Here is a 26,291-nt window from a genome sequence, read left to right on the forward strand (position 1 = left end):
GCGCCGCCTTTTTTCTTGCCACGGCCACGGTACCCTGGCGCGTGGAGCGTCGGATGCGGTTCCGTCCCTTATCTTCGGCAGGGGCGCCGGGATCTGAAAATCCGTTTGCCGGTGGAACTTGAAAAGCGGGCGCGGTAAGACGGGAGAGGGGGGCCGTGGCAATGTGCCCCTTGAATTTGCCGGGGGGGCGCGACATCACAATTCCGATGCTCAAGAGATTATCTTCAGACACGGCGGAGCTGGAAGCAAGGCCCGCGATCGGCCATCCGCTTGAGAGCGAAGGACGCACCCTGCGCCGGGCCGGCCAGATCCTCGGGGTCTCCGATCTCCTGTGGATCCCGCAGGCGGGCCTGATCTCGGTGGCGCTCGGCGCCATGCTCGCGGAATTGATCCCGGTCGCCACCGCCTTGCCGCAAACCTCGTCTGTCCATCTCCTTGTGAGTGTCGCGGGCCTGATCTGCCTTGCCGTACTCAGAACCGCGCTGCAGAACCATGCCCTCAACAGCGCCCGCCGCACCGCACGGAAAATCCAGAGCCGGGCACGGGCGGATCTGTTGCAGGTAGCCGTGCAGCGTTCTCCCGCTGCCGATTTCCCGGCATCGGGAGTGTTCGCTGCCCAGATCACCGAGCAGGTTGATCTTCTCGGACCCTATTACCGCAATTATGTCCCGCAAGTCGTGCGCCTGAAACTGGTGCCGCCGGCGATCGTGCTGGTCACCGCCTGGTTCAGCTGGCTGGCAGCGCTGATCCTGTTGATCTGCGGGCCGCTGATCCCTGTGTTCATGGCGCTCATCGGCATGAAGGCGAAAGCGGCCAGCGCAGAGCAACAGGAGGAGCTGACCCGGTTGAGCGGCATTCTTCTGGACCGCATCCGGGGTCTGGAAACCCTGATCCTGTTCGGCGCTGCCGGCCGGACCCAGGAGGACATTCGCGTTGCCGGAGAACGGTTCCGGCAGGGAACCATGCGCGTTCTCAAGATCGCCTTCCTGTCGTCCACTGTCCTGGAACTGTTTTCCGCTCTCGGGATCGCCTTCTGCGCCGTCTATGTCGGATTTTCGCTCCTCGGAGACATCGATTTCGGCACATGGGGCGCCCCGCTGACCTATTCGGCCGGTCTGTTTGTCCTGTTGCTGGCGCCGGAGTTCTTCGCGCCGCTGAGGGCCTATGCGGCGGCTTACCACGATCGGGCGGCCGGCATTGCTGCACTGGAGAAGATAGCCGTTCTGAGCGGGCAAATCGGACCGGATGGCTCTGCGCATCCCGAGCACATTTTCAAAGCGGATTCAGACGTTTTCGCTGCGGAAAGCCTTGCCGTGCCGCCGTCAATCCGGTTCTCCGGCGTGTCTCTTGCGCTGTCGGGACGACCGGTCTTCGCGAATATGGACCTTGAGGTGGCGGCGGGAGAAACGGTTTTTCTGACGGGACCGAGCGGCAGCGGCAAGACGACCCTGATGGATTGCCTCCTCGGGTTTCATCAACCCTGCGAAGGGGAGATCTGGATCGGTGGACAGAGCGCGCGCATGGTTGCGGGCGCTTTGCGCCGGAACGTGATCTGGCTCAGTCAGGCGCCACGGCTTTTCCACGGCAGTGTGAAGGCCAATCTGCTCAAGGGAGTGGATCCCGGAACGGCGGTGGACGAGGACGATCTCTGGCAGGCACTGCGTCTGGCCGGCGCGGAAAGCCTTGTCAGGCGCCTGCCGCGCGGACTGGCGACACCGCTGGGCGAGGACGGTTTCGGCCTGTCGGTCGGCGAAATTCGCCGCGTGGCGCTGGCCCGCGCCGCCATGCGCCGCACTGCCACGCTGCTCCTTGCCGACGAACCGACCGCAGGTCTCGACGAAGATACCGCCGCCGACGTCATCCGTGGCCTGAAAACGCTCGCCGCCGGCCGCACGTCGCTGATTGCCTCCCATGACGCGGCCGTCCTGGAGATGCCGGGACGGATCCTTGATCTTGTCACGCTCTCGGCAGGGGCAAGGGAGGGAGTGGCGCCATGAAGGCCATATGGCAGATCGTTGCCTCCCAGCACAGGCACGCCCGGGTCCATTTCTGGCTCGGAATTCTAGCCGCCATCCTCCCGGCGACCGCCGGTATCCTGTTGCTCGGGGTCTCCGGGTGGTTCATCACCGCTGCGGCGGTGGCCGGCCTGAGCGGGGCGTTCCTGAATATTTTCGCGCCGAGCGCGATCATCCGGGCACTTGCCATCATCCGGACTGCGGGAAGATATGGTGAGCGGGTCCTGACCCATGATGCCACATTCCGCTTCCTGACCGCGTTGCGCAATCAGCTTTTCGCCGCTTTCGTCGCAGGCAGGGATCGCCGCCGCCGGTCGGGCGTTCTTCTCAACCGGCTGACGCTGGATATCACTGCGCTGGACACGGTTTACCTGCGGATCGTTGTACCGCTGTGTCTGTGCGTTTTCACCGCCATCGGCCTTTTGTGTGGCTGGAAGATCATATCCCTTCCGGTTTTCGCAACCGGTGCCGTGTTTCTGGGGGCCTGGGCCGGACTGGCTCTGATGTCGGTTGTCCGGGCCGATGCCGGGGCCGCGCGCCGCGCCGATGCCGCCTCGGATGCAATCAGACTGCGCGCGGCCGATCTGGTTGCCGGCCGCAAGGACCTTGCCATCTATGGCGGCGTGGAGGCTGCGGCGCAGACGGTCCTGTCCGCCGACCACCGGCTGACTGTGGCAGAGGATGCGGAAGAACGCCGCGCAACCCGCCTGATTTGTCTTTCGGCCTTCATCGGCCAGGTCTTTCTTGCCGTTTCCCTCGCCGTGGCCATCCGGGGGGCAGGGGACGCGGCCTTCGGTCCGGCGCTGGCCGTCGGCCTGGTGCTGGTTGTCGTCGCTCTGCCGGAGCTGTTTTCCATGGTTCTGCCCGGATTGGCGCGCCTGCCGCGCACGGCTCTGGCGGCAAAACGGGTGTCTGCGCTGAAATCCGTCCAGGCGGTGCAGAAAAACGAAACATGTGTTGCCGGGCGCCCGAGGCAGGAGGCCGGCGACCTCCCGGTGCTTCAGTTTGAGAACGTCAGCTTCCGGTACTCGGGCGCGGCGCGGAACGTGCTCGAAGCACTGTCCTTCGATGTCGGGCAGGGAGAAGTGGTTGCGATCGCCGGGCGCAGCGGCTGCGGCAAAAGTACCGTCGCGGCCCTGGCTTCGCGTCTGCTCCGTCCCGCTGGCGGCCGCATTCTTCTCGGCGGCCGGGAGATCGGAAGCATCGAGGAGCAGGCGCTGCGCCGGTCGATCTCGGTGCTCAGCCAGCGGGCCTATCTCTTCAACGATACGGTGGCCGCCAATCTGCGTATTGCCAGTGAACAAGCAACAGACGCGGACCTCTGGATCGCGCTGGAGCAGGCCGCCCTGGCGGACCGGATCGAGGAAAGTGCGCATGGTCTCGGCACTGTTCTGGGGGAAGGCGGGCTCGGTCTGTCCGGCGGCGAGCAACGCCGGCTGGCGTTGGCGCGCGCGTTTCTGAGCCACCCGGATCTTTTCATTCTCGACGAGATGACCGAGGGTCTCGACGATGAGACGGCGCGCGATGTTCTGGCCCGCTTCCTGAAATTCAGGGGAAACGCTTCGGTTCTGATGATCGCTCACAAGCGGCTTGAGCTTGAAGCCGCGGACCGGATCCTGCATCTGCCCGAGCTGTCATCCGGCTGATAACCTCTGGACACGGCCTGAAAGGAAACCTGAGGGGAATGCTGGGTGTCGGGAATGTTCCCGGTTTGGGTCACCATCTGTCGCATTGACCTTATGCGGCCGCTGGGTCAACATCGGTATGTGGAGATTCATGGTGTAAGGTCATGACTTTAGCCGGTTTATCTCTTCGGGTAGCCCTGATGAGGCCGGTCTGGAGCCGGTAGGCCTGTCCGCCGGAAACCTGTACCGCATGTAAACTTTCACGTCTTGGATGCATGCGCATCGCGCTCAAGTCGGTCATGACTTGAAAAGGGGAAGAAAATGGAATTCGACGTTGTCGACCTGTCCCGGCTGCAATTTGCCATGACGGCGCTTTACCATTTCCTGTTCGTGCCGCTGACGATCGGACTGTCCATTCTGCTCGCAATCATGGAAACGGTCTATGTGATGACCGGCCGTGAGATGTGGAAGCGCATGGTCAAGTTCTGGGGCACGCTCTTCGGGATCAATTTCGTGCTGGGGGTCGCCACCGGCCTCACGATGGAATTCCAGTTCGGCATGAACTGGGCCTATTTCAGTCAGTATGTCGGCGATGTCTTCGGCGCCCCGCTCGCGATCGAGGGCCTGATGGCGTTTTTCCTCGAGGCAACCTTCGTCGGCCTGTTCTTCTTCGGCTGGGACAAGCTCTCCAGGCGCCAGCATCTGGCGGCCACCTGGGCGGTGGCGATCGGAACCAACCTTTCGGCGCTGTGGATCCTGATCGCCAACGGCTGGATGCAGCATCCGGTGGGGTCCGTTTTCAATCCGGACACCATGCGCATGGAGGTCTCCAGCTTCTACGACGTGCTGTTCAATCCGGTTGCCCAGGCCAAATTCGTCCATACGGTCTCGGCCGGCTATATCACCGCCGCCATGTTCATGCTGGGCATATCCGCCTGGTACATGCTTCAGGGCCGGCACGTGCGGATTGCCAAACGGTCGATGGCAGTTGCCTCCGCCTTCGGTTTCGCCGCGGCCCTGTCGGTTGTGGTTCTCGGAGACGAGAGCGGCTATGAGGCCAACCTGAACCAGAAGATGAAGCTCGCCACCATCGAGGCGATGTGGGAAACCGAACCGGCGCCGGCGTCCTTCAACATCGTGGCCTGGCCGGACATGGAGAACCGGGACAACGTCTTTGCGATTGAAGTGCCCTATGTGATGGGGCTGATCGCCACCCGGTCGCTCGATACGGTGATCCCGGGCATCAAGGAGCTGGTCGAGAAATCGAAAGACCGCATCCGGCAGGGCGCCGTCGCCTGGGAGGCCCTGCAGAAGATCCGCAGCGACCCGAAAGGCGTCGGTGAAGATGTGCGCGCGACCTTCGCCAGGAATGCGTCCTCGCTTGGCTATGCCTATCTGCTGCTGCCCTATACCGACAACCCGATGGAAGCGACGGCCGAACAGGTGGACGCTGCGGCATGGTCGACCGTGCCCGAGGTCCTGCCGATGTTCTACGCATTCCGGATCATGGTCGCCTGCGGGTTCTTCTTCATCCTGATGACGGCGGTCTTTTTCTACTATGCCTCTTCGGGACAACTTGATGCGCTTCGGGAAAAGCGGCGCTGGCTTTTGTATATTGCGGTCTGGTCGATCCCGCTTCCGTGGATCGCCTGCGAGATGGGCTGGTTTGTCGCCGAATACGGTCGTCAGCCATGGATCATCGAGAGCATGCTGCCGACCGCGGTGGGGGTCTCGAGCCTCAGCGTGATGGAAGTGCTCCTGACGCTGGCCGGCTTCGTCGCCCTCTACAGCACGCTTCTGGTGATCGAGGTCGCCCTGATGATCAAATACATCAGGATCGGCCCGGACGACGAGGCCCCGTCGGACCCCGCGCCTGATACATCCCCGCGTCCGGTTTCCGGCGCAGCCCCGGTTCCTGCGGAGTAAAACTCATGGTTCTTTATGAATTGATCGATTACTCGACGCTGAAAATGATCTGGTGGCTGCTTCTCGGCGTGCTGCTGATCGGTTTTGCTGTCATGGACGGTTTCGACATGGGGGTCGGCGCATTGCTGCCCTTCATCGCCGAAACCGATATCGAGCGACGTGTCGTGATCAACACCATCGGCGCGACCTGGGAGGGTAACCAGGTCTGGTTCATTCTCGGGGGAGGGGCCATCTTCGCGGCCTGGCCGCCGCTCTATGCGATCAGCTTTTCCGGGTTCTACCTGGCGATGTTTGTGGTGCTGGCTGCCATGATCCTGCGGCCGGTCGCCTTCAAGTACAGGTCCAAGCGGCCCGATCCGGCCTGGCGGTCCGCCTGGGACTGGGCCCTGTTCACCGGGTCCTTCGTTCCGGCTCTGGTGTTCGGCGTCGCTGTGGGCAATGTTCTGCTGGGCGTGCCCTACAAGCTCGATCCGGATCTGCGCATGACATATGACGGGTCCTTCTTCGGGCTGTTCTCGCTTTTCTCGCTGCTGTGCGGCCTGATGTCGGTGTCGATGCTGGTGATGCACGGGTCCGTCTGGCTGGTCATGCGGTCCAGCGGTGTTATTGCGCAGCGGGCTCGCCGGACGGGCACGGTTGCCGCCGGTTTCGGGATCGTGCTCTTCGCGCTCGGCGGCTATCTGGTGGCCACCGGCTTCGTCGAAGGCTTCCGGATCACCTCGGAGGTCGATCCGAACATGGCGGCCAATCCGCTTGCCAAGCAGGTGGTGGTTGAAGGGGGCGCGTGGATGCGCAACTTTGCAGCCCATCCGGTTCTGTGGCTGGCGCCCGCATTGGGATTCATCGGTCTTTTCGGAACGCTGATCCTGCTGCAGACCCGCATGGAAATGCCGATCTTCGCATTCTCCAAAGCGGCGATCTTCGGCATCATATCCACCGTCGGCGTGTCCATGTTTCCCTTCATCCTGCCATCCTCGATCCAGCCGGAAGCGAGCCTGACGGTATGGGACGCATCCTCCACCCACCGGACTCTGTTCAACATGCTGGTGGTAACAGCGATCTTCCTGCCGATCATCCTTGTCTACACCGCATGGGTCTACAAGGTGCTCTGGGGCAAGGTGGATGAGGAAACAATCGAACGCGACAACCATACGGCTTACTGAGGAGACGAACGAATGTGGTATTTTGCCTGGGCGCTCGGTATGCCTCTTGCCTGTTGCATGGCGATCATGAACGCCATGTGGCTGGAGATGCGGTCCGACGACGCACGCAGGCGGCGGGAAGGTGAGCCCTGAAACGGGAGCGCGCCGGTCCTGACCGCGCAATGGTTGAAAAACAAAGCCCCGGATCTGAGGTCCGGGGCTTTTTCGTCGGCAGGTAACTCAATCGCCGCAAGCGGGAGCCTGTCTGCGCGAGAGGCGCCATGGCCCGCGAGACCTGCCGGTCTGTCACCGGCAGGCCATAGTGCCTCAGGCGGCTGCGGACTTCGAGGCGCGCAGGTTTTCCAGGATGTTCTGCGGCGAGGAGACGCCGTAGGGGTCGCTTTCGCAATTGTCGGAGAAGCCTTCCTCCTCGAACCACTGCTCGACGACGCCGTCGTTGACGACGGCTCCGTAGCGCCAGGAGCGCATGCCGAAGCCGAGATTGTCCTTCGCGACGAGCATGCCCATCTTGCGGGTGAATTCGCCGGACCCGTCCGGGATCACCTTGACGTTCACGACGCCCTGGGCCTTGGCCCAGGCATTCATGACGAAGGCGTCATTGACGGAGATGCAGTAGATCTCGTCGACGCCTTCCGACTTGAACTCCTCATGGAGCTTTTCGAAATCCGGCAGCTGAAAGTTGGAGCAGGTCGGTGTGAAGGCACCGGGCAGCGAGAAAAGCACAACCTTCTTGCCCTTGAAATAGTCGTCCGAAGTCTTGTCTTCCCAGCGGAAGGGGTTCGGGCCTTCGATGGACTCGTCGCGTACGCGGGTGCGGAAGGTAACGGAAGGAACTTTTTTGCCAAGCATCGGTCACTCCTTGGAGAGGAAAGTTGAACAGGACTTTCAGGCCGCCGGAAGACGCCTTTGCCGAGGGAGGACACGGGTCGGGCGCCTGCGCCCTGAAGGCGAAAAGCAGTTTTCCGCCTACCGCATTTGCTGCGCTGCCGCAATCCATTTTGCAATGCAATCTCACACATTCCGCACGCCGCCGATGCGATTGGACGGCGGCGACAGCCTTTCGTGGCAACAGATCCGTACGATCCGGTCTGTCCCCGGGGCAGCGTTGCGCAAACAGGAAATATGAATGTCCCGCATGAATTGTGGCAAATCATTGTATACATGAGCAATTCCGCCGATTAAGTTGGCGGCTCCGGAGCTGCCGTCGCTTGATTTCGGTTTCGGATCGAACAATCGGAATTTTGCGCAAAACGGGCTTTTTATGCGGAATGTGTTTGTTACCGTGCGGTCGGTCTGCATGGGGCTGGCCGTCATCGTCTTCCTCGGCCAGCTGGGCATGGTGCTGATGCGCTATCTGCTCGGTGTCGGATTCCTGGAAATACAGGACGCGGTCAACTACGCCTTCGCGGCGCTCGTTGCCCTGTCGGTCGCCGTTTCCTTCGATGCGGACAGACATGTGCGTGTGGATGTCCTGCGCCAGAGATGGAGCGCGATCACCAACCGCCGGATCGACCTGCTGGGCGATCTGCTGCTGGCATTACCCGTTTTCGCTCTCATGGCGTGGTCGGCGTTCCCGCTGGTGAAAAGCTCCTGGGGCATTCTGGAAGGCTCTCCGGAAACGGGGGGGCTGCCGGGCCTGTTCATCGTCAAGTCCTGCCTGCTGATCCTTCCGCTGCTGATTGTTGTGCTTGTTCTCCACCGCTTTGCCGGTCTCATTCGGCGGATTGCCACCAGATGAACCCTGATCTTGTCTGGCTTGCCTTCCTGGCTCTGGCCGTTTTCGGCGCCATCCTGTCCGGTGTTCCGGTTCTCCTGGCGATTGCCGGTGCGCCTACACTGATTGCTCTTCTCGCGGCAGCGGCGGGGGATTTCGATCTGGTCTTCTTCCAGGCCGTGCCTCAGCGGGTCTACGGGGTGATGACCAACCCGCTGCTCCTTGCCGTGCCGCTTTTCGTGCTCATGGGCCTGCTGCTGGAAAAATCCGGCCAGGCCGAACGCATGCTGAAAAGTCTCACCGCTGCCCTTGGCGGCAATCAGTCGGCTCTGGCCCTGTCGGTCGTTCTCGTCAGCGCGCTGATTGCCGCCTCTACCGGCATCATCGGCGCGACGATCGTCATGCTCGGAACGATCACGCTGCCGGCGCTGCTGTCGGCGGGCGTGAACAAGCACATGAGCAGCGGCCTGATCTGCGCCAGCGGCACCCTTGGGCAGATCATCCCGCCGTCCATCGTGTTGATCCTGCTTGGCGATCAGGTCTCCAACGCCTATTTCGAAGCGCAGCAGGAAGCGGGGAACTTCGCACCGGATCCCGTTACCGTCGGTGACCTTTTCGCCGGAGCGCTCATTCCCGGCCTGCTGCTGGTGACGTTCTATGCCGTCTATGTTCTCCTCAAGCTGCGCACCTCGCCCTCCGGGGACCGCACGGCACCTGTACGGAGCGAGATTTCCGCCGGGCAGCTTTTCCTGAACATCGCTCCGACGCTGGGGCTCATCGTCGCCGTGCTCGGCAGCATTCTGATCGGCATCGCCACGCCTACGGAGGCGGCCAGTGTCGGTGTCGCCGGAGCCATCCTGATCGCGTCGGCGGGAAGAGGCCCCGCAACCTTCCGCATCGCGTCGACCTGTGCCGTGCTGGTCGTCCTGCTTCTGGGCCTGCGCCAGGCCGGACTGTTCGGACTGAATTTCTCCGGCGGTCACATAGTCTGGTCGCTCACGACGGTCATCTGCGTCGCGCTGACGGTCTGCGCCTTCCTGCTGCTGCTCGGCACCATGTTCTCGCTTCTGCGCGGCGGCGTGCTTCTGCCGGCCTTGCGCGAGGCCGTCGCCATCACCGGCATGATCTTCGGCATCGTGATTGCCGCCGGGATCCTGTCGCTGGTCTTCCGCGGTTTCGACGGCGACGAACATGTCGCCGAGCTGCTGCAGTCCCTGCCGGGGGGAGCCTACGGCATGCTGCTGCTGACCCTGCTGGTGATCTTTCTGCTCGGGTTCATCCTGGAGTTCGTGGAGATCATCTTCATCGTCGTGCCCATCGTCGGACCGATCATCCTGCAATCGGACATCAGCCCGGTCTGGTTCGCGGTACTGATCGCGCTCAATCTGCAGACGTCGTTCCTGACACCGCCGTTCGGTTTCGCGCTCTTCTATTTCCGGTCGGTCGCGCCAGCGGAGATCAGGACGTGGGATATCTATGTCGCGGTCATTCCGTTTGTCGCCATTCAATTGCTGGCACTGGCACTTGTCGCCGCATTTCCGGCGCTTTCCACCTGGTTGCCCGCCATACTGTTCTGATCAAACTGGGAGAAGAAAAATGAAAAGACGTGACTTTCTGAAGGCGGGCGCCGTTGCCGCGCCCGCGACCATGCTGGCGGCGCCGGCGATTGCCCAGGGCAAGTTCGAGTGGAAGCTGCCGACGTCCTTTCCGGCCAAGGCGCCGGGGGTCGGCACCAATGTGACCACTTTCGCCGCGCGGGTGGCGGCCATGTCCGACGGTCAGCTGACCTTCAAGGTCTATTCGAGCGGCGAACTTGTCCCACCCTTCGGCGTGGAGGATGCCGTGGAGCAGGGGACCGCTGAGATAGGTCATTCCACGCCTTACTACGCGGCCTCGAAGAACTCGGCCCTGCATTACTTCTCCGCCGTGCCCTTCGGCATGACGGCGGTGGAAACCACCGCCTGGCTGCGCTATGGCGGCGGCCAGGACCTGTGGGATGGCATCTACGCCGACCGCGGCCTGAAGCCGTTCTATTCCGGCAGTTCCGGTGTGCAGGCGGCTGGCTGGTTCAAGAACCCGGTCGAGAGCCTGAACGATCTGGCGGGCCTCAACATGCGCATCGCCGGCCTCGGCGGGGAAGCCATGCGCAAGCTGGGCGTCAATGCCGTTCTGCTGCCGCCCCCGGAAATCTTCCCGGCCTTCCAGTCCGGCGCCATCGATGCGGCCGAATGGGTCGGCCCCATGCTGGATCAGGCCTTCGGTCTGCAGAAGGTTGCCAAATACTGTTATGTCCCGGCTTTCCACGAGCCGTCCGCGGCACTGGAAATCGTCGTCAACCAGGAGGCCTATGACAGCCTGCCGGCCCATCTGCAGGCGATCATCGCCAATGCGGCCGACGCGGCCGCAACCGAGACCACGGCGCAATTCGACTATTACAACGCCGTTGCCATGCGCAAACTGAAGGAAGATGGTGTTACCTTTACCGCCTTCCCGGACGATGTCGTCAAGGCCCTGAAAACGGCGGTCGCCGAAGTGATGGCCGAAAACGCAGCGGCCAACCCCACTTTCGCCGAAGTGCAGAAAAGCTACGATGCGTTCCTGGACCTGGCCAAGGACTATGCATCCCTGGTGAAGGCCACGACCTTTACCCAAAGGCTCTGACGCAAGAAACCGGCACGGCCGCGGCTGCCTCGCCCTGCATGAGTCAGGGCAGGGCCGCTGCGGCCGAGCCGCGATGGCCCCGCGCAGGACGGCGTTCGGCTGCACGTGCGGTTCCCCTCCCGGGGCATATCGCCACCATGGCCGACCTCCCGGTCGGGCTCGAAGCTTTCTCAAAAAACACGCCACATGCATGGCCGTTGCTCCGCCGTCGGCACACGTTCCCGGCGGCGATGGCGTCTCGTTGACCTGCATCATGGCCCTTCAAATCCGCAATATTAGTTTGGTCGGACGCACGGTGTCGTGCGCGACGACGCGAAACTTGGAAAGCGAAGCTCTTCAGGAGACCTATGATGGATTTGAAAGACAAGACAGTTGTCATTACCGGCGCGGCCCGGGGTTTGGGGCGGGAAATGGCTAGGGAAATTGCTGCGCATGGGGCGAAGCTGGCCTTGCTCGATCTGAACGAGGAAGGTCTCCAGGAAACCGTTCGCCTCTGCGCCGGGACTCGTGGCCAGGCAAAGGCCTATCCGGTCGATGTCACCGACGAAACGGCGGTGGAAACCGTGTTCGGCGCCATCAGGAAGGACTTAGGTGCGGTAGAGGCCCTGGTCAACAACGCAGGCATCACCAATGACGACCTTCTGGTGAAGGCCAAGGACGGCAAGATCCTCAGGAAGATGTCGCTGGCCCACTTCGACAAGGTGATCGACGTGGATCTGAAAGCCGTGTTCCTGTGCGGGCGCGAAGCCGCGGTGCAGATGATCGAAAGCGGAGCGGGCGGCGTGATCGTCAATATCTCCAGCATCTCGCGGGCCGGCAATATCGGGCAAAGCAACTACACGGCCGCCAAGGCGGGTGTCGCGGCGATGACCGTGACCTGGGCCAAGGAACTCGCGCGCCACAACATCCGTGCAGCCTGCATTGCGCCGGGGTTCTGCGACACCGATATGGTTGCCGCCATCCCGCCGGAAATCCAGAACCGCATCACTTCGATGATCCCGGCCCGCCGGTTCGGCAGGCCGGAAGAAATCGCCCGGTCCGTGCTGTTCATACTGGAGAATGACTACTTCAATGGACGCGTTCTGGAGGTCGATGGAGGAATGCGCCTTTGATCCACGGAGAAACGATCCGGCGTATGACCGGACCGGCTGTCAGGACAAGTTTGGAGCAAGACAATGGAAACGCGTGAAGTCGTTCTGTGCCATCCTGTTCGCACCGCGATCGGGACATATGGCGGCAGCCTCAAATCGACACCGGCTACCGACCTCGGGGCAACCGCTGTGAAGGCCGTGATGACCCGGTCGAAACTTGACGGCACGGCGGTGGACAGCGTCGTGATGGGTAATGTGGTTCAGGCCGGCAACAAGATGAACCCGGCCCGGCAATGTGCCATCAACGGCGGTATTCCGGTTGCTGTTCCGGCCATGACCGTCAACCGGGTATGTGGTTCCGGCGCTCAGGCGGTCGCATCGGCAGCAGCGGAGATTTTTTCGGGCATGCTGGATTGCGCGGTTGCCGGAGGCACCGAAAACATGGACATGGCGCCTTACCTGGCGATGGGCGGCCGCTGGGGATACCGGATGGGCACCGCGCAGCTTTTTGACAGCATGTTGCGGGATGGTCTGAATGACGCGTTTTCGGGCGAGCATTCGGGCTGGCACACCGAGGATCTCGTGAAGGCATGCGACATTTCCCGGGAAGATCAGGACCGCTGGGCGGAACGCTCGCAGAGGCGCTTTTCCGCCGCTCAGGCAGAGGGAAAATTCGAAAATGAAATCGTCGGTGTCGAACTTTCCGGCCGCAAGGGGCCGACGATCTTCGACACCGATGAGCACAATCGACCCGACACCACCCTGGACAGCCTCGCCAGGCTGAAACCGGCCTTTCGCAAGGATGGCACGATCACGGCAGGCAATGCCCCGGGACTGAACAGTGGCGCGGCGGCGATGGTGGTGGCCGAGCGGGGCTGGGCCGAAGTCCATGAACTCGAACCGTTTGCACGGCTGGTGTCCTACGGCATCGGAGCCGTGGAGCCGGGAATGTTCGGACTGGGACCGGTCCCTGCCGTGAAGCAGGCGCTGGCGCGCGCCGGCTGGACCATTGGCGATGTCGAGCGCATCGAGATCAACGAAGCCTTTGCCGCCATCGTCCTGGCGGTGACGCGCGAGTTGGGATTGTCCGAGGATATCGTCAACGTCGAAGGCGGAGCGATCGCCCATGGACACCCGATAGGAGCGACCGGGGCCGTGCTGACAACCCGCCTGCTGCATTCTATGCGGCGCGACGGCATAAGGCGCGGTGTGGTTACGCTTTGTATCGGCGGCGGTCAGGGCATTGCGCTGGCACTGGAAACGCTGAATTGAACAACCGCGCAGTCCCGAAAGGACCTGAAGGATCCTGCGGGACTGCGCCGTTTTCCCTGCAAGGCGCAGGCGTGCCTGCCGCGGGAATGCTTTGACGGCGTGCCGTCAGGGGAGGCCCTTTCAGACCGGCAGATGTTCCGGCAGGGCGAAGCATGGGCGGAATGAGCTGCTTTGTACCTGCGGCTGATCGCACTTCTGACGGGCGCCCTGCCGGTTGTCAGAACACTCGGACACGGGGCAGGCCACGCCGCAGCCGTTGGAGAGTGAGTATCTGCTGAATGCCGTGAAAACGTCCGGACATCCCGTCCGCATCTTGCTGTTGTCAGCCACAGCCCGATCGCCGGCAGCTGTGTCACGCGCCGGTGCCCTGAGATTGTGATACGTTTTTGACGTACTTCTGCCGGAATATCGATTAATACGGTGCCCGGGACAGATGAGTGATCACAAGGGATCCTGCCGCGTGAATGTTGCAGCCATGGACGACAACGACAAGAAAATGAAACTGGCGGTCGCCCCCATGATGGAGTGGACCGACAGACATTGCCGGGCATTTCACCGGCAGCTGACCCGGCATGCGCTGCTGTATACGGAGATGGTGACCACCGGTGCGGTGATCCATGGCGACCGGGACCATCTGCTGGGGTTTTCGCCGCTCGAACATCCGCTGGCCTGTCAGCTCGGCGGATCGGATCCGTCGGAGATGGCCGAGGCGGCGCGGATCGTTGCCGGGCTGGGCTATGACGAGGTCAACATCAATGTGGGCTGCCCGTCGGACCGGGTTCAGTCCGGCCGTTTCGGCGCCTGCCTGATGCTGGAGCCGGAGCTGGTGGCTGCCTGTGTCGCGGCCATGAAGGCGGCGGTGGATATTCCGGTCACGGTCAAATGCCGTATCGGTGTCGACGATCAGGACCCGGAAGAGGCGCTCGACCGGATGGCCGAAGCGGTCTTTGGCGCCGGTAGCGATGCGCTCTGGGTCCATGCCCGCAAGGCCTGGCTGCAGGGGCTGAGCCCCAAACAGAACCGCGATGTTCCGCCGCTCGACTATGAGCGGGTTTTCCGGCTCAAGGCCCGCTTCCCGGAGCGGTTCATCGGACTCAATGGCGGTCTGCAGAGCCTCGATCAGGCGGCTCCCTTTCTTGAGACGGTCGACGGCCTGATGATCGGCCGCGCCGCCTATCACACGCCGCAGATGCTCGGCGAAGTCGACCGGCGGCTCTATGACGGCACCTTGCCGGATGTCTCGCCCTTCGAAGCCGTCCGGGCACATATGGCCTACATGGACGACCAGCTTGGCCGGGGCGTGAAGCTTGCCCACATGACCCGCCACATGCTGGGTCTGTTTCATGGCCGTCCGGGCGCACGCTCCTGGCGGCGGATCCTCACCGTGGAGGCGATCCGGTCCGGTGCGGGGCTGGAGGTCGTGGAAAGGGCGCTTGCCGCCGTCAGCCCGGCGGATGTGGCGGCCGAAGCGGCGGAATAGCGCCGCCGGTCCGGAGGCCGGCGTCAGGGCGTGATGATCAGCTTGTCGCCCTCGATCCGCCAGCTGCGCAGCCTGTCGAGCGCACTCATGCCCAGAAGACTGCCGTCCAGCGTTCCCTCGCGGGCGACGAAACCGCGGATATCCCGCAGGCTGTGATCGCCGATGGTGATCGTGTCGATCTTGACCGGTGCGACCAGCGTGCGGCCGTTGGCCGTGGAGACGGGCACGGTGAAGGACAGATCCTCGGCCCTGTATCCGGCGCGCCGTGCGTCCTCATATGTCAGCACGACGGCGCTGGCGCCCGTGTCCAGCAGGAACTGCGTTCCCGCGCCATTGGTGCGCCCGTCGACCACGAAGTGTCCGGTGGCATCCCGCACGATGAGAATCGAGCCATCCGGCTGCGAGACCGCCATCCCCGGAGCCAGCGCGCCCAGAACCCGGTAACCGGCCTGCACCAGATCGGCCCGGTAGGTGTAGCCGACGATAAGAACGACGCCCAGCCCGCCCCAGAAGATCGTGCCATGGATGATCTCGCGGACCTTGGGCTGACCGAAGAGGAAACTTGCCAGGAATACGAAGGCCAGGGTGGACAGCGCCACGATCCGCGGACCGCTGCTGTCGAAGTTGATGTTTTCCGGATCGGTCGGATCGCCGAAAAAGGCATAGAAGGCCATGGCGCCCATGATGATCACCAGCACTGCGACGACCAGACCGCGCAACTGTCTCGGGTGCTTCATCGGCGGCTGTCCAGCGGACGCGCGCCTTCGCGGCGCCTGTCCAGATCCGCCATGATCTCGCGGCGCTGCCCTTCACTGAACCCGGCCCAGCCGGCGATTTCATCGAGCGAGCGCAAACAGCCTGTGCACAGGCGGCTTTCCCGGTCGATCTGGCAGATGTTGATACAAGGCGACTGCATCAGGCGGATATGGCGTTTGAATGTGGCTTTGCCAAGACGGAAGATGGCTCAAACTTGCGGAAAAGGAGGCGTCACAGACTGCCGCCCGTGGCGAGTACGACAGGTGCGGCGATGATCCGGATCGGCAGGGTGAGTGCCGTTTGCGCGGTGGTCCCGACGAAACTGCCCAGATCGCCGCCGAAGGTGCGTGTGCCGTCGAGGCTCGACTCACTGGTCAGGCTGCCATTGGCGAAGGCACTCTGAAGTTCGGGGGCGAATTCGGCCAGCATCGCGAATTTGGAATGATGGGCCGAATCCCCGGCCTCAAGGTCGGTGACATCGATGACGATGGCCCCGAGTTTCGCCAGTTCCTCGTCGTCCGAGTAGGCCCCGAGGCGATCAACCCCGCCGGACAGGGCGCGCGACAGGCGCAGGGCCCGATCGTCGGTGGAAACGATAACGACGAAGGGTTTCTGGAAATGGCCGAGCCTGCGCAGGTGGGACTTGAACAGGTCGATATCGATATCGGGAGCCGCCAGAACCACGTAGTGGACCTTTTTCTGGATCTTTTGCCGCAGGGACGGCGGCATCTGGCGGATGGTTTCCATCAGCAGGTAGTTCCCCATCGAATGGGCAAGGATGCTGATCTCGTCCGCGTCGCTCTGCGCCAGGTCGGTGAGGGTCTTCTCCAGGGCGTCGCGGGCAATGGCAGCGCTGTTCAGGTCGTACAGGTAGTCCCGGAGTTTGCCGCGTGAGGCCCAGGAAAACAGTACCGGCACCGCATCGCTGTTCGCGTCGTGAACGAACTGGGTGAGGCGATACAGGCTCTCGGCAAACAGCGTGTTGTAGCCGTGGATGAACAGGAAAACTTCCCTTTTTCCCCGGGGCCGCGTCGCGAGTTCCTGATTGAGCCGTGTTTTGAAGGCGTTGGCGGACGGCAGATACGCCGCGCTTCGGGCGACGAAATCTGCCTCGGGATTGCCCGGAAGGCTGGCTGGCCATTCAATGACACCGGGCTTGTGGACGGGTGGAACGGAAATCCGCGCTTCGGCATAGTTGATCTCGTCCGATCGCTCGCCGCTGAAATAGGTGTCCGGCCGCTCGTCCCGCGCCCGCGTGGCCACAATGAAGATGTCATGGGCCTTGGCGCCTTCGGCAGGCGCGCTGTTGAGCGCCAGTGCGCCGATCTCCGGCCGGCCCGAACAGGCGCCGAGCAGAACGGCCGATAGCGTCAGCACGATCAGGGCACGTATCGTCGGGAGCGGGAAAATCGATACCATGGGCAAGGTCTGTCTCGAAACGGAGGGGAGGGCTCACGGAACCATCAGCAGTCCCAGCAGAAACCCGAGGGCACCGAGTTGTTGCATGGCGCCCAGAACATCACCGGTGACGCCACCGATTTTTGCTCGCGCCAGACGACCGGTAGCATAGGCGGCACCGGCTGCAAACAGGCAGCCGAGAGAAAATGCCGTTAAGGAAGGTAATAGAGCTGCGGGAATCAGCAGCGGGATTGTCACAAGAAGGGCCTGATGGACCGTTTTTTCGGCCGGTTTGCCGAAGGCCGCCGCCAGCCCCTCCGGCCGTGCCGGTGGCAGGATCTGCCACTGCCAGACGAGCAGCATACGGCTGAGCGCTTCGCCGCCCAGAAACAGGAGCGCCGCTCCGGCCGGACCGAAACGCTGCCAGAGGGCGGTCAGAAGCGCGACGCGCAATATGGCGGAAAGCACCAGCGCCAGCGCTCCGAAGGCGCCTATGCGGCTGTCCTTCATGATCTCCAGACGCCGTTCCCGGCTGGCGCCGCCGAAAAATCCGTCGGCGACATCGCTCAGCCCGTCTTCATGCAGCGCACCGGTGGTGATCGCCAGCAGCGCGGCGATGATCGTGGCCACGGCAAGGTCGGGCAGGTGGGTATGGCCCAGCAGCATGCCGCAGGCGGCGGCGGGTAGTGCGATGAGGAAACCGGCAAGCGGTGCCGCCCGGGCGATGCGGGAAAAATCCGGTGCCGCTTCGGTGTCGTCCACGGCATTGATCCGGGGCAGGGGCAACCGGGAGAAGAATCGCACGCAGGCCGCAGTGTCCACGGCGAAATCCGACAGATAGTCCCGCCCGTTGCCGAACTGATCCCAAGCTTTGTCTGCGCCGGATTTGCTTCCGGAATCAGGCGTTTGGTCGGTTTCTGGGGGCATAGGGACGGTCCTGCGCTTGAGTTTTTGCAAGGCCTGACTATAGATCAGCAACTTGGCGAGACCAATGACCGGCAGATGCCGGACCATGCAGGCTCTAACACTTTAATATCCAGCCCGGGAACCCGAAATCCATGTCTCTTTCCGACGCCGCGCTTCCCTTCGAAGATATCCGCAACCTGGTCAGGTCGATGCCGGGGCCGGATGAAGAGGCGGTGCGGAAAGTAAAGGCCCGCGACGCGCAGCTGACCAAGCCTGCCGGTTCGCTGGGAAGCCTTGAGGATATTGCCGAGTGGCTGGCGGCCTGGTCCGGCAATGCGCCGCCGAAGATCTCCCGCCCGCTGGTCGCGATTTTCGCAACCGCCCATGGTGTCGCGGAAGAGGGCGTGTCGGCCTTTCCGAGTTCGGTCAACCAGCAGATGGTGGAAAATTTCGCTGCCGGCGGCGCGGCCATCAACCAGCTCTGCCGGGCCTATGACATCGGGCTGAAGGTCTTCGATCTCGCGGTCGAGATGCCGACCCCGAGCATCACGCGCGAAGACGCCATGGACGAGGCCAATTGTGCCGCGACCATGGCCTATGGCATGGAAGCCCTCGCCGGTGGCATAGACCTCATCTGCCTGGGAGAAATGGGCATCGGCAACACCACGGTTGCCGCTGCCGTACTCAACGGTCTGTTCGGCGGCAGGTCCGAAGACTGGATCGGCCGCGGAACCGGCGTCAACGATGAGGGACTGGCCCGCAAACGGGAGGCCGTTCAAAAGGCGGTGGATCGCTTGAACGGCGAGAAAGACCCGCTGGAAATCCTGCGCCGGATCGGCGGGCGGGAAATTGCCGCCATGGCGGGCCTCATCATTGCCGCGCGTCTGCAGCGCGTGCCCGTGATCGTCGACGGCTTCGTGACCACCGCAGCGGCGGCGGTGGTGCATGCGATGGATCCGGCCGGACTGGATCACTGCCTGTTCGCCCACGTCTCGGCGGAACAGGCCCATGCGAAAGTGCTGGAGCACATGGGCAAGACAGCCCTGTTCGATTTCGGCATGCGGCTGGGTGAGGGAACCGGAGCGGCCCTAGCGGCGGGTGTCGCCAGGGCGGCCGCCGAAATGCATTCCGGCATGGCCACATTCGCCGACGCAGGCGTTTCCGCAAAAGCCGAGTGAGATGAAACGGGGGGCACCCCCCCGGGGCCGTCAGGCCGTGCGGGTCGTCCGGTCGCCTCGGGCCGGCGCCTGATCGTCCGGATCCACCCAGTCCACATCCGGCGAATAGTTCATCACCCGGGCGCGCGGCAGGGTGACGATCACTTCGGTGCCTTCGCCGGGTCTGGATTTCAGGTTGAAATTGCCGTCATGCATGGCGATGAGCGCCTGCACGATGGACAGGCCGAGGCCGGTGCCCGGTTCGGCACTCTTGATCGCATGGGACCCCTGGCCGAAAGCCTCCAGAACGGTCGGGATTTCGTCGTCCGGGATCCCTGGACCGGTATCCGTGATGGAGACGAATTGTCCGCCATCGGAAGTCAGGCCGACCTTGATCTGCACCTTGCCGCCGGACGGCGTGAACTTGACCGCATTCGACATGAGGTTCAGCACCACCTGACGCAGCGCGCGTTCGTCGGCCCAGACCTTCGGCAGGTCCGGTTCGTGGATGTGACGCAGCTGGATGGATTTCGCCTGGGCGCGCACCTTCATCATGCTTCCGCATTCCTCGACGACATCGTCCAGAAACAGCGCTTCCTCATGCAGTTCGTGCCGGCCGGCCTCGATCCGTGACAGGTCGAGGATTTCGTTGATCAGGTTGAGGAGGTGCTGACCGGAGCCGTGAATGTCTTCCGCGTAGGAGCGGTAATTCTTGTTGTGCATCACCCCGAGCACTTCATCCTTCATGATCTCGGAAAATCCGAGGATCGCATTCAGCGGAGTGCGCAACTCGTGGCTCATGGTCGCCAGAAAACGGGATTTGGCGATATTGGCGGATTCGGCCCGCCGGCGGGCTTCGTCCGACATGGCGTTCGCCGTTTCCAGCTCAGCGATGAGGTGATCCTTCTCGGCCCGGTATTCCAGCATGGTATTGGCATTTTTGAGAAGCTGGTTGCCGAGAATGAAGAAGAACCCCTGAGCACCGATCGCCATCGCCGCCAGCGTGTAATGGATCGGGTCGACCTGCCTGAGGAAACTGAATGTGACCACGAGGGTCATCGGCAGGGTGCTGGCCAGCAGGCATCTGGGCAAGGTGGCCGATTGCATCGTGTTCATCGCCACGACGATCAGCAATGTTGCAAAATGGAAGATCACGAAACCTTCGCCGGCTTCAGCGGTCTGGGGCAGCAGAAAGAAGGAGGCCCAGCTGCAACCGTAGACAAAGTCGCCGAGCGTGAACCGCTTGCGCCAGTAGATCCGTGCCTTCTGCTCCGAGGGCGCCTTCTCATATGCATGGCTGGCGACCACCATCGCCACATGGGTGCACAGGGTCACGATAAACCATGCGCCGATGAGAACCGGGTTGATCCACAGAACGGATATCGCCGCCACGATCAGCGCCAGCAGCGGGACGGCATAGGCGGCATTGATGCGGGTGTCGGCGAAAAGGTGCTGACGGTCGAGATCGAAGGTGCTGTGGCGATATTCCGGAGTGCCAAGGCGGCTGCGCACGTTTTTCATGCCGCGCGCCATTTCCCTGCGCCGCATGGCCCGCTGCTCGTTGATGGCGAATTTGTCTTCGCCGCCGTCTGACGAAAGAGATTCCATTAGCCGCCCGGAGGGTATTGATTTCGTTATCGCGTTACTGCTTGTTTGGGTAGACTGACTCACCATTCCTTAAGATCGTCCTCAGGATCGTGGTAAGCGAAAGGTTAAGCAGCGGATCAAAGGTGTAACTAGTTGTCCGGGAAGAAGAAAACCGAAGACATTGAGACGCTGGCCAAGCAGGTCCGCGCGTGCCGGATCTGTGTCGAAAATCCGCTGAAAGCACCGCTTCCGCATGAGCCGCGGCCGGTTCTGCAGGTGTCTTCCACCGCCCGGATCTGCATATGCGGGCAGGCGCCCGGAACGCGGGTGCATCTCAGCGGTCGGCCCTTCACCGACCCTTCGGGCGACCGGCTCCGAGACTGGATGGGGATCGGCGAGGATGTCTTCTATGACGCGGCGCGTCTGGCCATCATCCCGATGGGGTTCTGCTTTCCCGGCCTGGATGCCAGGGGCAGCGATCTGCCGCCGAGGCCCGAGTGCCGGAAGGCCTGGCATGACCGGCTCTTCGCCGCCATGCCGCAGATCGAGCTCGTGCTGACGATCGGCCAATATGCCCAGGCCTATCACCTGGGTGCGGGTCGGCGGAAAACGCTCACCGAAACGGTAGCCGGCTGGCGGGAGTATTTCGAGGCGGAGCCGGAGCCCGGGAAACACTCGGTGTTGCCGCTTCCCCATCCGTCCTGGCGCAACAACTCCTGGCTGAAGAAACACCCCTGGTTCGGCAGCGAGCTGCTTCCGGTCCTGAGAGCGGAAGTCGCCCGTCTGATTTGAGCGTTCGTAGCGGGGCGCTTGAGTGAATTCGAATAAAATTCTCAAATCAGCGTGAATTGACAACTCTATTGAAATTCAGATACGAGTTTTACCAGAATGGAGAAATGATTTCCCAAATTTCTTTGCCTGCATGAGCTGTCGGTTCTGCTGGCGAGCGCTGGATAATAGCTCATGATTGACCGCATCGACCGCCGCATCCTGTCCATCCTGCAGGAGGACTGCACCGTACCCGTGGCCGAGATCGGCCGGCGCGTCGGCCTGTCGACGACCCCTTGCTGGCGTCGCATTCAGAAGATGGAGGAAGACGGCGTTATCACCGGCAGGGTCGCATTGCTCGATCCTGCGAAGATCAATGCCAAGGTCACCGCCTTCGTTGCCATCACCACCAACCAGCATTCCGAGGACTGGCTGAAAAAATTCGCAGACGTGATCCGCGAGTTGCCGGAGGTGATGGAATTCTATCGCATGGCCGGTCAGGTCGATTATCTGCTGCGCGTCGCGGTGCCGGACATCGAGGCCTATGATGTCTTCTACAAGAAGCTGATTTCCAAGATCGACATTTCCGACGTTTCCACGACCTTCGCCATGGAGCAGATCAAGAACACCACGGCCCTGCCGCTTGCCTATGTGGCGACGGAAAAGTCTAAGTCGGATACGTAAGATTCGGCAGAGACACCCAGTCGGCCTGAAACCGCCAGTTTCGAAGGTTGGGTTTTGGATCTGAAAATTCGTGCCTGCGCCACTATTCATCTCATGGGCGCGATTTTCACATGGGGCAACCTATGATAAATTGGTCACCTTCGTGGGAGGTGATGCCAATGAACTATCAAGTGTTTTCATTCCTGGTTGTTTTAGTGGTCAGCACGATTTTCCAGCAGGTGACAATACCACATGCGTGGTCCCAAGAAAGCTTGACCGGCACATCTGATGCATCTTCGGATGGGCAGAATAATGTATTTTCCAACCAGGCCGACGAGAATGATCTGCAGGAGGAACATGAGCTCGATGATTGTATAAATAGGCATAGGAAAAATGGAACTCTAAATGCATTTACGTCGAATTTGTGTAGGCCTCAAGTTAGTATTCGTTCGGCGGAAAATTATACTTCTCATGAAGTTCCTAGGGAATATTTTAGGTCGTTCAGAAATTAGGAATCTATCTTTTATAGGGATAGCGGAATTTGAGTATGACAACTATTTTTCTTTGGCCTGCGGTGTGTCTGGGTACCGCTGGATTCGTTTGGATTCTGGTGGTCTTTTTCCTTGAGAAAAAGATGCGTTCCAAGGTCTTTGTAGTGCTTCTCGGTTTGACTTCACTTGGCGCTACAGTAGGTACACTCGGCGGTTTGAGCCGGGAGGCCGCGGTCGGTGAAATAATGGCGGCTTCTCTCGGACTGCTTTCCGGCTTGGTGGTCTGGATTTTTGCTACAGATATGAGCAAGGGAACCAATTCTGGTACGATCGTATCGGTATGCGTCCTAGCCTTTTCGCTGTCGCTGTTTGTGGCGTATTTCGAAGCGTCCAACCGACGCGCTGCACCGGAGAGGTACCTGTTTTGGAGAACGCATTGCGTTGAAATATATAGCAATCACGATGTTATCGAGAATGCTCTTACGTTCAATATTGCATCTGAAGCCTTTGGAGAAATTTGCGCGAATATTTTCAAATATGATCGTTCGCTGTTGATCATGAACGAGAGCGCTCAACCCGCGCCAGCCCAGCCCTAAGCCTCTTGTATGTGTTCGTATGAACGCGGCAAGGGCCGACGTTGCGGATTAAGTCAATCTGTCGTGAATAACCCTATCCGGTCCCTTCCGGCAGCGAATGGCGGGCAAGAAAGCGGGCGATTTCAGCCTCTGTTGCCGTCCGGCCGGTAAAGATCTCCGCATAATGGGGCATGCGCTTCAGGCGCGGCGCAAGCGGCTCCTCCGGACCGTCCTTTTTCATCGAGATATAGCCGATCTGCGTCTGATAGACCGTGTTGGCCCGGATATTGGCATAGGCTGCCTCATAGCTGAAGCGTTCGAACATCGCCTGGAGCGCCTCGATCCGCACCCGGTCCGCTTCCTCCAGCAAACCGGCAAGCTCCGCGTCGGTGTGGGCCCAGTTGCGCACCGCGAATTCAAGACGCGAGTCGAAGAGGTCCGGCCGCAGCCAGAGGTCGAAGACATTCAGAACGGCCTCGGTGATGGTTTCCGCATAATCCTCGGTACGCCGGACGAGGTTGCCGGTGTTGCGGGCCTGCCAGTGGGTGACCAAGGCGTTCAGAAGGTCGTTGCGATCGGAAAAATGACCGTAGAAACTTGTGCGTGACAGGCCGAGCCGTTCCGCCAGAGGCATCACCTTGACGGCATCGATCCCGTTTTCCAGCAATGCTTCATACGCTGCCCGGATCCATATGTCCCGCGTCCCGCGCCAGCCGGTTGTCTTGTCGATCAAAGCCTCTTTCATGCCAGATTACTAGCAATCGGCCGGTTCGGTCGCAATCGGAATTGACACATGTGTTTTCAAAAGCGACACGAATGTCGCTTTTGCGACTTTCCACCGGGCGTGCCGGGGAACTAGTCTTGTGGTCAGCCCGGCCCGGGAATTGCGAGAGGCCGCGTTCAGAGGGAAGACGCATGTCAAACGATCCGTTGCTGCAGCCGTACAAGCTGAAGTCCCTGACATTGAAAAACCGGATCATGATTACCTCTCATGAACCGGCCTACCCGGAAGACGGCATGCCCAAGGACCGCTACCGTGCCTATCACGAGATACGCGCCAGGGCAGGGGTCGCGCTGACGATGACGGCGGGATCGGCCGCGGTCTCAAGGGATTCGCCCCCCGTCTTCAACAATATCCTGGCCTACAAGGACGAGGTCGTTCCCTGGATCAGGCGGTTGACGGACGCCTGCCATGAACACGGCTGCGCGGTGATGATCCAGCTCACCCATCTTGGCCGGCGCACCAACTGGAACAAGGGGGACTGGCTGCCGGCCGTCTCGTCCAGCCACGCACGGGAAGCCGCCCACAGGGCTTTTCCGAAGAAAGTCGAAGACTGGGACATCAGCCGGATCATCGAGGATTATGTGAGTGCCGCCGAACGGATGAAGGCCGGCGGCATGGATGGTATCGAACTGCAGGCCTACGGTCACCTGATGGACCAGTTCTGGTCGCCCCTGACCAATACGCTGGACGCTCCCTACAATGGCTCGCTGGAAAACCGGATGCGGTTTTCGCTCGAGGTGATCGACGCCATTCGCGAGCGGGTCGGGAAAGACTTCATTCTCGGCATCCGGTTCACCGCCGATGAGAACCTGGACGGGGGGATATCGCCGGAAGAGGGGCTGGAAATTGCCCGGCGTCTCAAGGCGACCGGCCAGATCGACTTTCTGAACGTCATTCGCGGCCATATCGATACCGATCCGGGACTGACGGATGTCATTCCGGTGCAGGGCATGCGCAACGCGCCCCATCTGGACTTCGCAGGGAAGGTGCGGAAGGAGACCGGCCTGCCGACTTTCCATGCGGCGAAAATCCCGGATGTGGCAACCGCGCGACATGCCATCTCCGAAGGTCTTCTGGACATGGTCGGCATGACCCGCGCCCATATTGCGGATCCCCTGATCGTCCGGAAGATCAAGGAAAAGCGGGAAGGGGACATCCGCCCCTGTGTCGGGGCAACCTATTGTCTCGACCGGATCTATCAGGGTGGTGAGGCACTGTGCATTCACAATGCGGCAACGGGCCGCGAACTGACGATGCCGCAGGAAATCGAACCGGCCGATATCGGCAAGCGCGTCGTCGTCGTCGGGGCGGGGCCGGCCGGAATGGAGGCAGCCCGCGTGGCGGCCGAGCGCGGTCACCACGTCACGGTCCTGGAAGCGGCGCCACATGCGGGCGGGCAGGTCCGTCTGACGGCCCAGTCGGCACGCCGCCGCGAGATGATATCGATCATCGACTGGCGCATGGAGCAATGCCTTGCGCGCGGTGTCCGCTTCCGCTTCAACGTTTTCGCGGAATCGGCGGATGTCCTGGCGGAAAATCCGGACGTGGTCATTGTCGCGACCGGCGGATTGCCGCACACTGAAGTTCTCAGCGAGGGCAACGAGCTCGTGGTGTCCTCCTGGGACATTCTCGCCGGAGATGTGAAACCCGGAAACCGGGTGCTGATCTACGACGATGCCGGCGATCATCCGGCGCTCCAGGCGGCAGAACTCATCGCGGCGACCGGCGCCCATGTGGAGGTCATGACGCCGGACCGGACCTTCGCGCCCGAGATCATGGCCATGAACCTCGTGCCCTATATGCGCGCCCTGCAGGAAAGGGATGTCCGTTTCACGGTCACCTACCGGCTGAAGGCGGTTCGGCGTTCGGGCAATCTGCTCACCGCGGTGGTCGGTACGGATTATTCCGACCACACGGAAGAAAGGGAGTTCGACCAGATTGTCGTCAATCACGGCACGGTGCCGATGGACGACCTCTATTTCGATCTCAAGCCGGACTCGAAAAATCTCGGTGCCGTCGACCAGGAGGCACTGCTCTCCGGCCGGCCGCAGCCGATCGAGGCCAATCCGGACGGGGCGTTCGCGCTTTTTCGCATAGGTGACGCGGTCTCGGCGCGCAACACCCATGCGGCAGTCTATGACGCCCTGCGGCTGGTCAAGGACATCTAGAAATGCTGCATTGCACGCATTTTTCGGTGGACGCGTCCAACCTGCATAAGCCGATGCCGTTTTTGGCTATGGCACAGGCGATGGGAGCGCA

General features: G+C 61.7%; 23 protein-coding genes. 16 read left to right on the top strand and 7 right to left on the bottom strand.

The window, feature by feature from the left end; genetic code table 11:
- Positions 1 to 206 precede the first annotated feature (206 nt).
- The 5 genes from cydD to cydX all read left to right on the top strand — a co-directional run bounded on the left by cydD (position 207) and on the right by cydX (position 6,861).
- A complete protein-coding gene (gene cydD, locus DCO57_RS01360) occupies positions 207 to 1,997 on the top strand; it encodes a thiol reductant ABC exporter subunit CydD (RefSeq protein WP_116697042.1) in 1,791 nt (596 codons plus the stop codon).
- Positions 1,994 to 3,661 carry a thiol reductant ABC exporter subunit CydC gene (cydC, locus tag DCO57_RS01365; protein ID WP_116697043.1) on the top strand — a complete coding sequence of 556 codons (1,668 nt, stop codon included), beginning with the start codon at positions 1,994 to 1,996 and terminating at the stop codon, positions 3,659 to 3,661. The genes cydD and cydC overlap by 4 nt, the downstream gene beginning before the upstream one ends.
- Before the next feature lie 300 nt (positions 3,662 to 3,961).
- Positions 3,962 to 5,566 (top strand): cytochrome ubiquinol oxidase subunit I, encoded by a 1,605-nt coding sequence (locus DCO57_RS01370; protein WP_116697044.1) that lies wholly within the window; start codon positions 3,962 to 3,964, stop codon positions 5,564 to 5,566.
- Positions 5,567 to 5,571: 5 nt separating this feature from the next.
- Positions 5,572 to 6,729 (top strand): cytochrome d ubiquinol oxidase subunit II, encoded by a 1,158-nt coding sequence (gene cydB, locus DCO57_RS01375; RefSeq protein WP_116697045.1) that lies wholly within the window; start codon positions 5,572 to 5,574, stop codon positions 6,727 to 6,729.
- Between the two features lie 12 nt (positions 6,730 to 6,741).
- Positions 6,742 to 6,861 carry a cytochrome bd-I oxidase subunit CydX gene (cydX, locus tag DCO57_RS01380; RefSeq protein WP_116697046.1) on the top strand — a complete coding sequence of 40 codons (120 nt, stop codon included), beginning with the start codon at positions 6,742 to 6,744 and terminating at the stop codon, positions 6,859 to 6,861.
- 174 nt (positions 6,862 to 7,035) lie between these two features.
- Here cydX and DCO57_RS01385 read toward each other — a convergent pair whose 3' ends face one another.
- On the bottom strand, positions 7,036 to 7,578 hold the full coding sequence (locus DCO57_RS01385) for a peroxiredoxin (RefSeq protein ID WP_116697047.1): 543 nt from the start codon (positions 7,576 to 7,578) through the stop codon (positions 7,036 to 7,038).
- Positions 7,579 to 7,990: 412 nt separating this feature from the next.
- On the opposite strand from DCO57_RS01385, the gene DCO57_RS01390 reads away from it, so the two are divergent.
- From DCO57_RS01390 to dusA, 6 genes are all read left to right on the top strand, one after another.
- Positions 7,991 to 8,467 (top strand): TRAP transporter small permease subunit, encoded by a 477-nt coding sequence (locus tag DCO57_RS01390; RefSeq protein WP_208977728.1) that lies wholly within the window; start codon positions 7,991 to 7,993, stop codon positions 8,465 to 8,467.
- Positions 8,464 to 10,020, top strand: a complete 1,557-nt coding sequence (locus DCO57_RS01395) for a TRAP transporter large permease subunit (RefSeq protein ID WP_116697048.1) — start codon at positions 8,464 to 8,466, stop codon at positions 10,018 to 10,020. Before DCO57_RS01390 ends, DCO57_RS01395 begins: the two co-directional genes overlap by 4 nt.
- A gap of 19 nt (positions 10,021 to 10,039) precedes the next feature.
- The gene (gene dctP, locus DCO57_RS01400; protein ID WP_116697049.1) at positions 10,040 to 11,104 is read left to right on the top strand and encodes a TRAP transporter substrate-binding protein DctP; all 1,065 of its coding nucleotides are present in this window, start codon (positions 10,040 to 10,042) and stop codon (positions 11,102 to 11,104) included.
- A gap of 350 nt (positions 11,105 to 11,454) precedes the next feature.
- Positions 11,455 to 12,216, top strand: a complete 762-nt coding sequence (locus DCO57_RS01405) for an SDR family oxidoreductase (RefSeq protein WP_116697335.1) — start codon at positions 11,455 to 11,457, stop codon at positions 12,214 to 12,216.
- A gap of 63 nt (positions 12,217 to 12,279) precedes the next feature.
- Positions 12,280 to 13,467 carry a thiolase family protein gene (locus DCO57_RS01410; protein WP_116697050.1) on the top strand — a complete coding sequence of 396 codons (1,188 nt, stop codon included), beginning with the start codon at positions 12,280 to 12,282 and terminating at the stop codon, positions 13,465 to 13,467.
- A 475-nt stretch (positions 13,468 to 13,942) separates the two neighbouring features.
- Positions 13,943 to 14,947, top strand: a complete 1,005-nt coding sequence (gene dusA, locus DCO57_RS01415) for a tRNA dihydrouridine(20/20a) synthase DusA (RefSeq protein WP_279629126.1) — start codon at positions 13,943 to 13,945, stop codon at positions 14,945 to 14,947.
- A 23-nt stretch (positions 14,948 to 14,970) separates the two neighbouring features.
- Here dusA and DCO57_RS01420 read toward each other — a convergent pair whose 3' ends face one another.
- The 4 genes from DCO57_RS01420 to cobS form a co-directional block, all read right to left on the bottom strand.
- Entirely contained in the window at positions 14,971 to 15,684 is a 714-nt protein-coding gene (locus DCO57_RS01420) for a TIGR02281 family clan AA aspartic protease (RefSeq protein WP_116697051.1), read from the bottom strand.
- Positions 15,681 to 15,863 (bottom strand): DUF1289 domain-containing protein, encoded by a 183-nt coding sequence (locus DCO57_RS01425; protein WP_116697052.1) that lies wholly within the window; start codon positions 15,861 to 15,863, stop codon positions 15,681 to 15,683. The genes DCO57_RS01420 and DCO57_RS01425 overlap by 4 nt, the downstream gene beginning before the upstream one ends.
- A 71-nt stretch (positions 15,864 to 15,934) precedes the next feature.
- Positions 15,935 to 17,122, bottom strand: a complete 1,188-nt coding sequence (locus tag DCO57_RS01430; RefSeq protein ID WP_165814596.1) for an alpha/beta hydrolase — start codon at positions 17,120 to 17,122, stop codon at positions 15,935 to 15,937.
- 33 nt (positions 17,123 to 17,155) lie between these two features.
- Positions 17,156 to 18,028, bottom strand: a complete 873-nt coding sequence (gene cobS, locus DCO57_RS01435) for an adenosylcobinamide-GDP ribazoletransferase (protein WP_116697053.1) — start codon at positions 18,026 to 18,028, stop codon at positions 17,156 to 17,158.
- A gap of 131 nt (positions 18,029 to 18,159) precedes the next feature.
- On the opposite strand from cobS, the gene cobT reads away from it, so the two are divergent.
- Positions 18,160 to 19,185 (top strand): nicotinate-nucleotide--dimethylbenzimidazole phosphoribosyltransferase, encoded by a 1,026-nt coding sequence (gene cobT, locus DCO57_RS01440; RefSeq protein ID WP_116697054.1) that lies wholly within the window; start codon positions 18,160 to 18,162, stop codon positions 19,183 to 19,185.
- A gap of 30 nt (positions 19,186 to 19,215) precedes the next feature.
- On the opposite strand, the gene DCO57_RS01445 is transcribed toward cobT, so the two are convergent.
- On the bottom strand, positions 19,216 to 20,772 hold the full coding sequence (locus tag DCO57_RS01445) for an ATP-binding protein (RefSeq protein WP_116697055.1): 1,557 nt from the start codon (positions 20,770 to 20,772) through the stop codon (positions 19,216 to 19,218).
- Positions 20,773 to 20,904: 132 nt separating this feature from the next.
- Here DCO57_RS01445 and DCO57_RS01450 point away from each other — a divergent pair, with 132 nt between their 5' ends.
- From DCO57_RS01450 to DCO57_RS01460, 3 genes are all read left to right on the top strand, one after another.
- Positions 20,905 to 21,543, top strand: coding sequence for a uracil-DNA glycosylase family protein (locus DCO57_RS01450; protein WP_116697056.1), 639 nt, complete (start codon positions 20,905 to 20,907; stop codon positions 21,541 to 21,543).
- Positions 21,544 to 21,717: 174 nt separating this feature from the next.
- Complete coding sequence (locus tag DCO57_RS01455) at positions 21,718 to 22,203, top strand: Lrp/AsnC family transcriptional regulator (protein WP_208977757.1); 486 nt, start codon at positions 21,718 to 21,720, stop codon at positions 22,201 to 22,203.
- 526 nt (positions 22,204 to 22,729) lie between these two features.
- A complete protein-coding gene (locus DCO57_RS01460; protein ID WP_116697058.1) occupies positions 22,730 to 23,269 on the top strand; it encodes a hypothetical protein in 540 nt (179 codons plus the stop codon).
- A gap of 73 nt (positions 23,270 to 23,342) precedes the next feature.
- Here DCO57_RS01460 and DCO57_RS01465 read toward each other — a convergent pair whose 3' ends face one another.
- A complete protein-coding gene (locus DCO57_RS01465; RefSeq protein WP_116697059.1) occupies positions 23,343 to 23,993 on the bottom strand; it encodes a TetR/AcrR family transcriptional regulator in 651 nt (216 codons plus the stop codon).
- A 170-nt stretch (positions 23,994 to 24,163) separates the two neighbouring features.
- Here DCO57_RS01465 and DCO57_RS01470 point away from each other — a divergent pair, with 170 nt between their 5' ends.
- The gene (locus DCO57_RS01470) at positions 24,164 to 26,200 is read left to right on the top strand and encodes an NADH:flavin oxidoreductase (RefSeq protein WP_116697060.1); all 2,037 of its coding nucleotides are present in this window, start codon (positions 24,164 to 24,166) and stop codon (positions 26,198 to 26,200) included.
- The last annotated feature ends 91 nt before the right edge of the window (positions 26,201 to 26,291 follow it).

It is taken from the genome of Labrenzia sp. 011 (assembly GCF_003075075.1).
Lineage (GTDB): Bacteria > Pseudomonadota > Alphaproteobacteria > Rhizobiales > Stappiaceae > Roseibium.

What these genes read in the sequence shown, in the direction of transcription:
- DCO57_RS01445 (WP_116697055.1), bottom strand. Translation starts at nt 20,772, where the DNA reads ATGGAATCTCTTTCGTCAGACGGCGGCGAAGACAAATTCGCCATCAAC.
- cydD (WP_116697042.1), top strand. Translation starts at nt 207, where the DNA reads ATGCTCAAGAGATTATCTTCAGACACGGCGGAGCTGGAAGCAAGGCCC.
- DCO57_RS01430 (WP_165814596.1), bottom strand. Translation starts at nt 17,122, where the DNA reads ATGGTATCGATTTTCCCGCTCCCGACGATACGTGCCCTGATCGTGCTG.
- cobS (WP_116697053.1), bottom strand. Translation starts at nt 18,028, where the DNA reads ATGCCCCCAGAAACCGACCAAACGCCTGATTCCGGAAGCAAATCCGGC.
- DCO57_RS01370 (WP_116697044.1), top strand. Translation starts at nt 3,962, where the DNA reads ATGGAATTCGACGTTGTCGACCTGTCCCGGCTGCAATTTGCCATGACG.
- dctP (WP_116697049.1), top strand. Translation starts at nt 10,040, where the DNA reads ATGAAAAGACGTGACTTTCTGAAGGCGGGCGCCGTTGCCGCGCCCGCG.
- DCO57_RS01460 (WP_116697058.1), top strand. Translation starts at nt 22,730, where the DNA reads ATGACAACTATTTTTCTTTGGCCTGCGGTGTGTCTGGGTACCGCTGGA.
- DCO57_RS01410 (WP_116697050.1), top strand. Translation starts at nt 12,280, where the DNA reads ATGGAAACGCGTGAAGTCGTTCTGTGCCATCCTGTTCGCACCGCGATC.
- dusA (WP_279629126.1), top strand. Translation starts at nt 13,943, where the DNA reads ATGGACGACAACGACAAGAAAATGAAACTGGCGGTCGCCCCCATGATG.
- DCO57_RS01385 (WP_116697047.1), bottom strand. Translation starts at nt 7,578, where the DNA reads ATGCTTGGCAAAAAAGTTCCTTCCGTTACCTTCCGCACCCGCGTACGC.
- DCO57_RS01470 (WP_116697060.1), top strand. Translation starts at nt 24,164, where the DNA reads ATGTCAAACGATCCGTTGCTGCAGCCGTACAAGCTGAAGTCCCTGACA.
- DCO57_RS01405 (WP_116697335.1), top strand. Translation starts at nt 11,455, where the DNA reads ATGGATTTGAAAGACAAGACAGTTGTCATTACCGGCGCGGCCCGGGGT.
- cydB (WP_116697045.1), top strand. Translation starts at nt 5,572, where the DNA reads ATGGTTCTTTATGAATTGATCGATTACTCGACGCTGAAAATGATCTGG.
- cydX (WP_116697046.1), top strand. Translation starts at nt 6,742, where the DNA reads ATGTGGTATTTTGCCTGGGCGCTCGGTATGCCTCTTGCCTGTTGCATG.
- cobT (WP_116697054.1), top strand. Translation starts at nt 18,160, where the DNA reads ATGTCTCTTTCCGACGCCGCGCTTCCCTTCGAAGATATCCGCAACCTG.
- DCO57_RS01425 (WP_116697052.1), bottom strand. Translation starts at nt 15,863, where the DNA reads ATGCAGTCGCCTTGTATCAACATCTGCCAGATCGACCGGGAAAGCCGC.
- DCO57_RS01395 (WP_116697048.1), top strand. Translation starts at nt 8,464, where the DNA reads ATGAACCCTGATCTTGTCTGGCTTGCCTTCCTGGCTCTGGCCGTTTTC.
- DCO57_RS01420 (WP_116697051.1), bottom strand. Translation starts at nt 15,684, where the DNA reads ATGAAGCACCCGAGACAGTTGCGCGGTCTGGTCGTCGCAGTGCTGGTG.
- cydC (WP_116697043.1), top strand. Translation starts at nt 1,994, where the DNA reads ATGAAGGCCATATGGCAGATCGTTGCCTCCCAGCACAGGCACGCCCGG.
- DCO57_RS01390 (WP_208977728.1), top strand. Translation starts at nt 7,991, where the DNA reads ATGCGGAATGTGTTTGTTACCGTGCGGTCGGTCTGCATGGGGCTGGCC.
- DCO57_RS01465 (WP_116697059.1), bottom strand. Translation starts at nt 23,993, where the DNA reads ATGAAAGAGGCTTTGATCGACAAGACAACCGGCTGGCGCGGGACGCGG.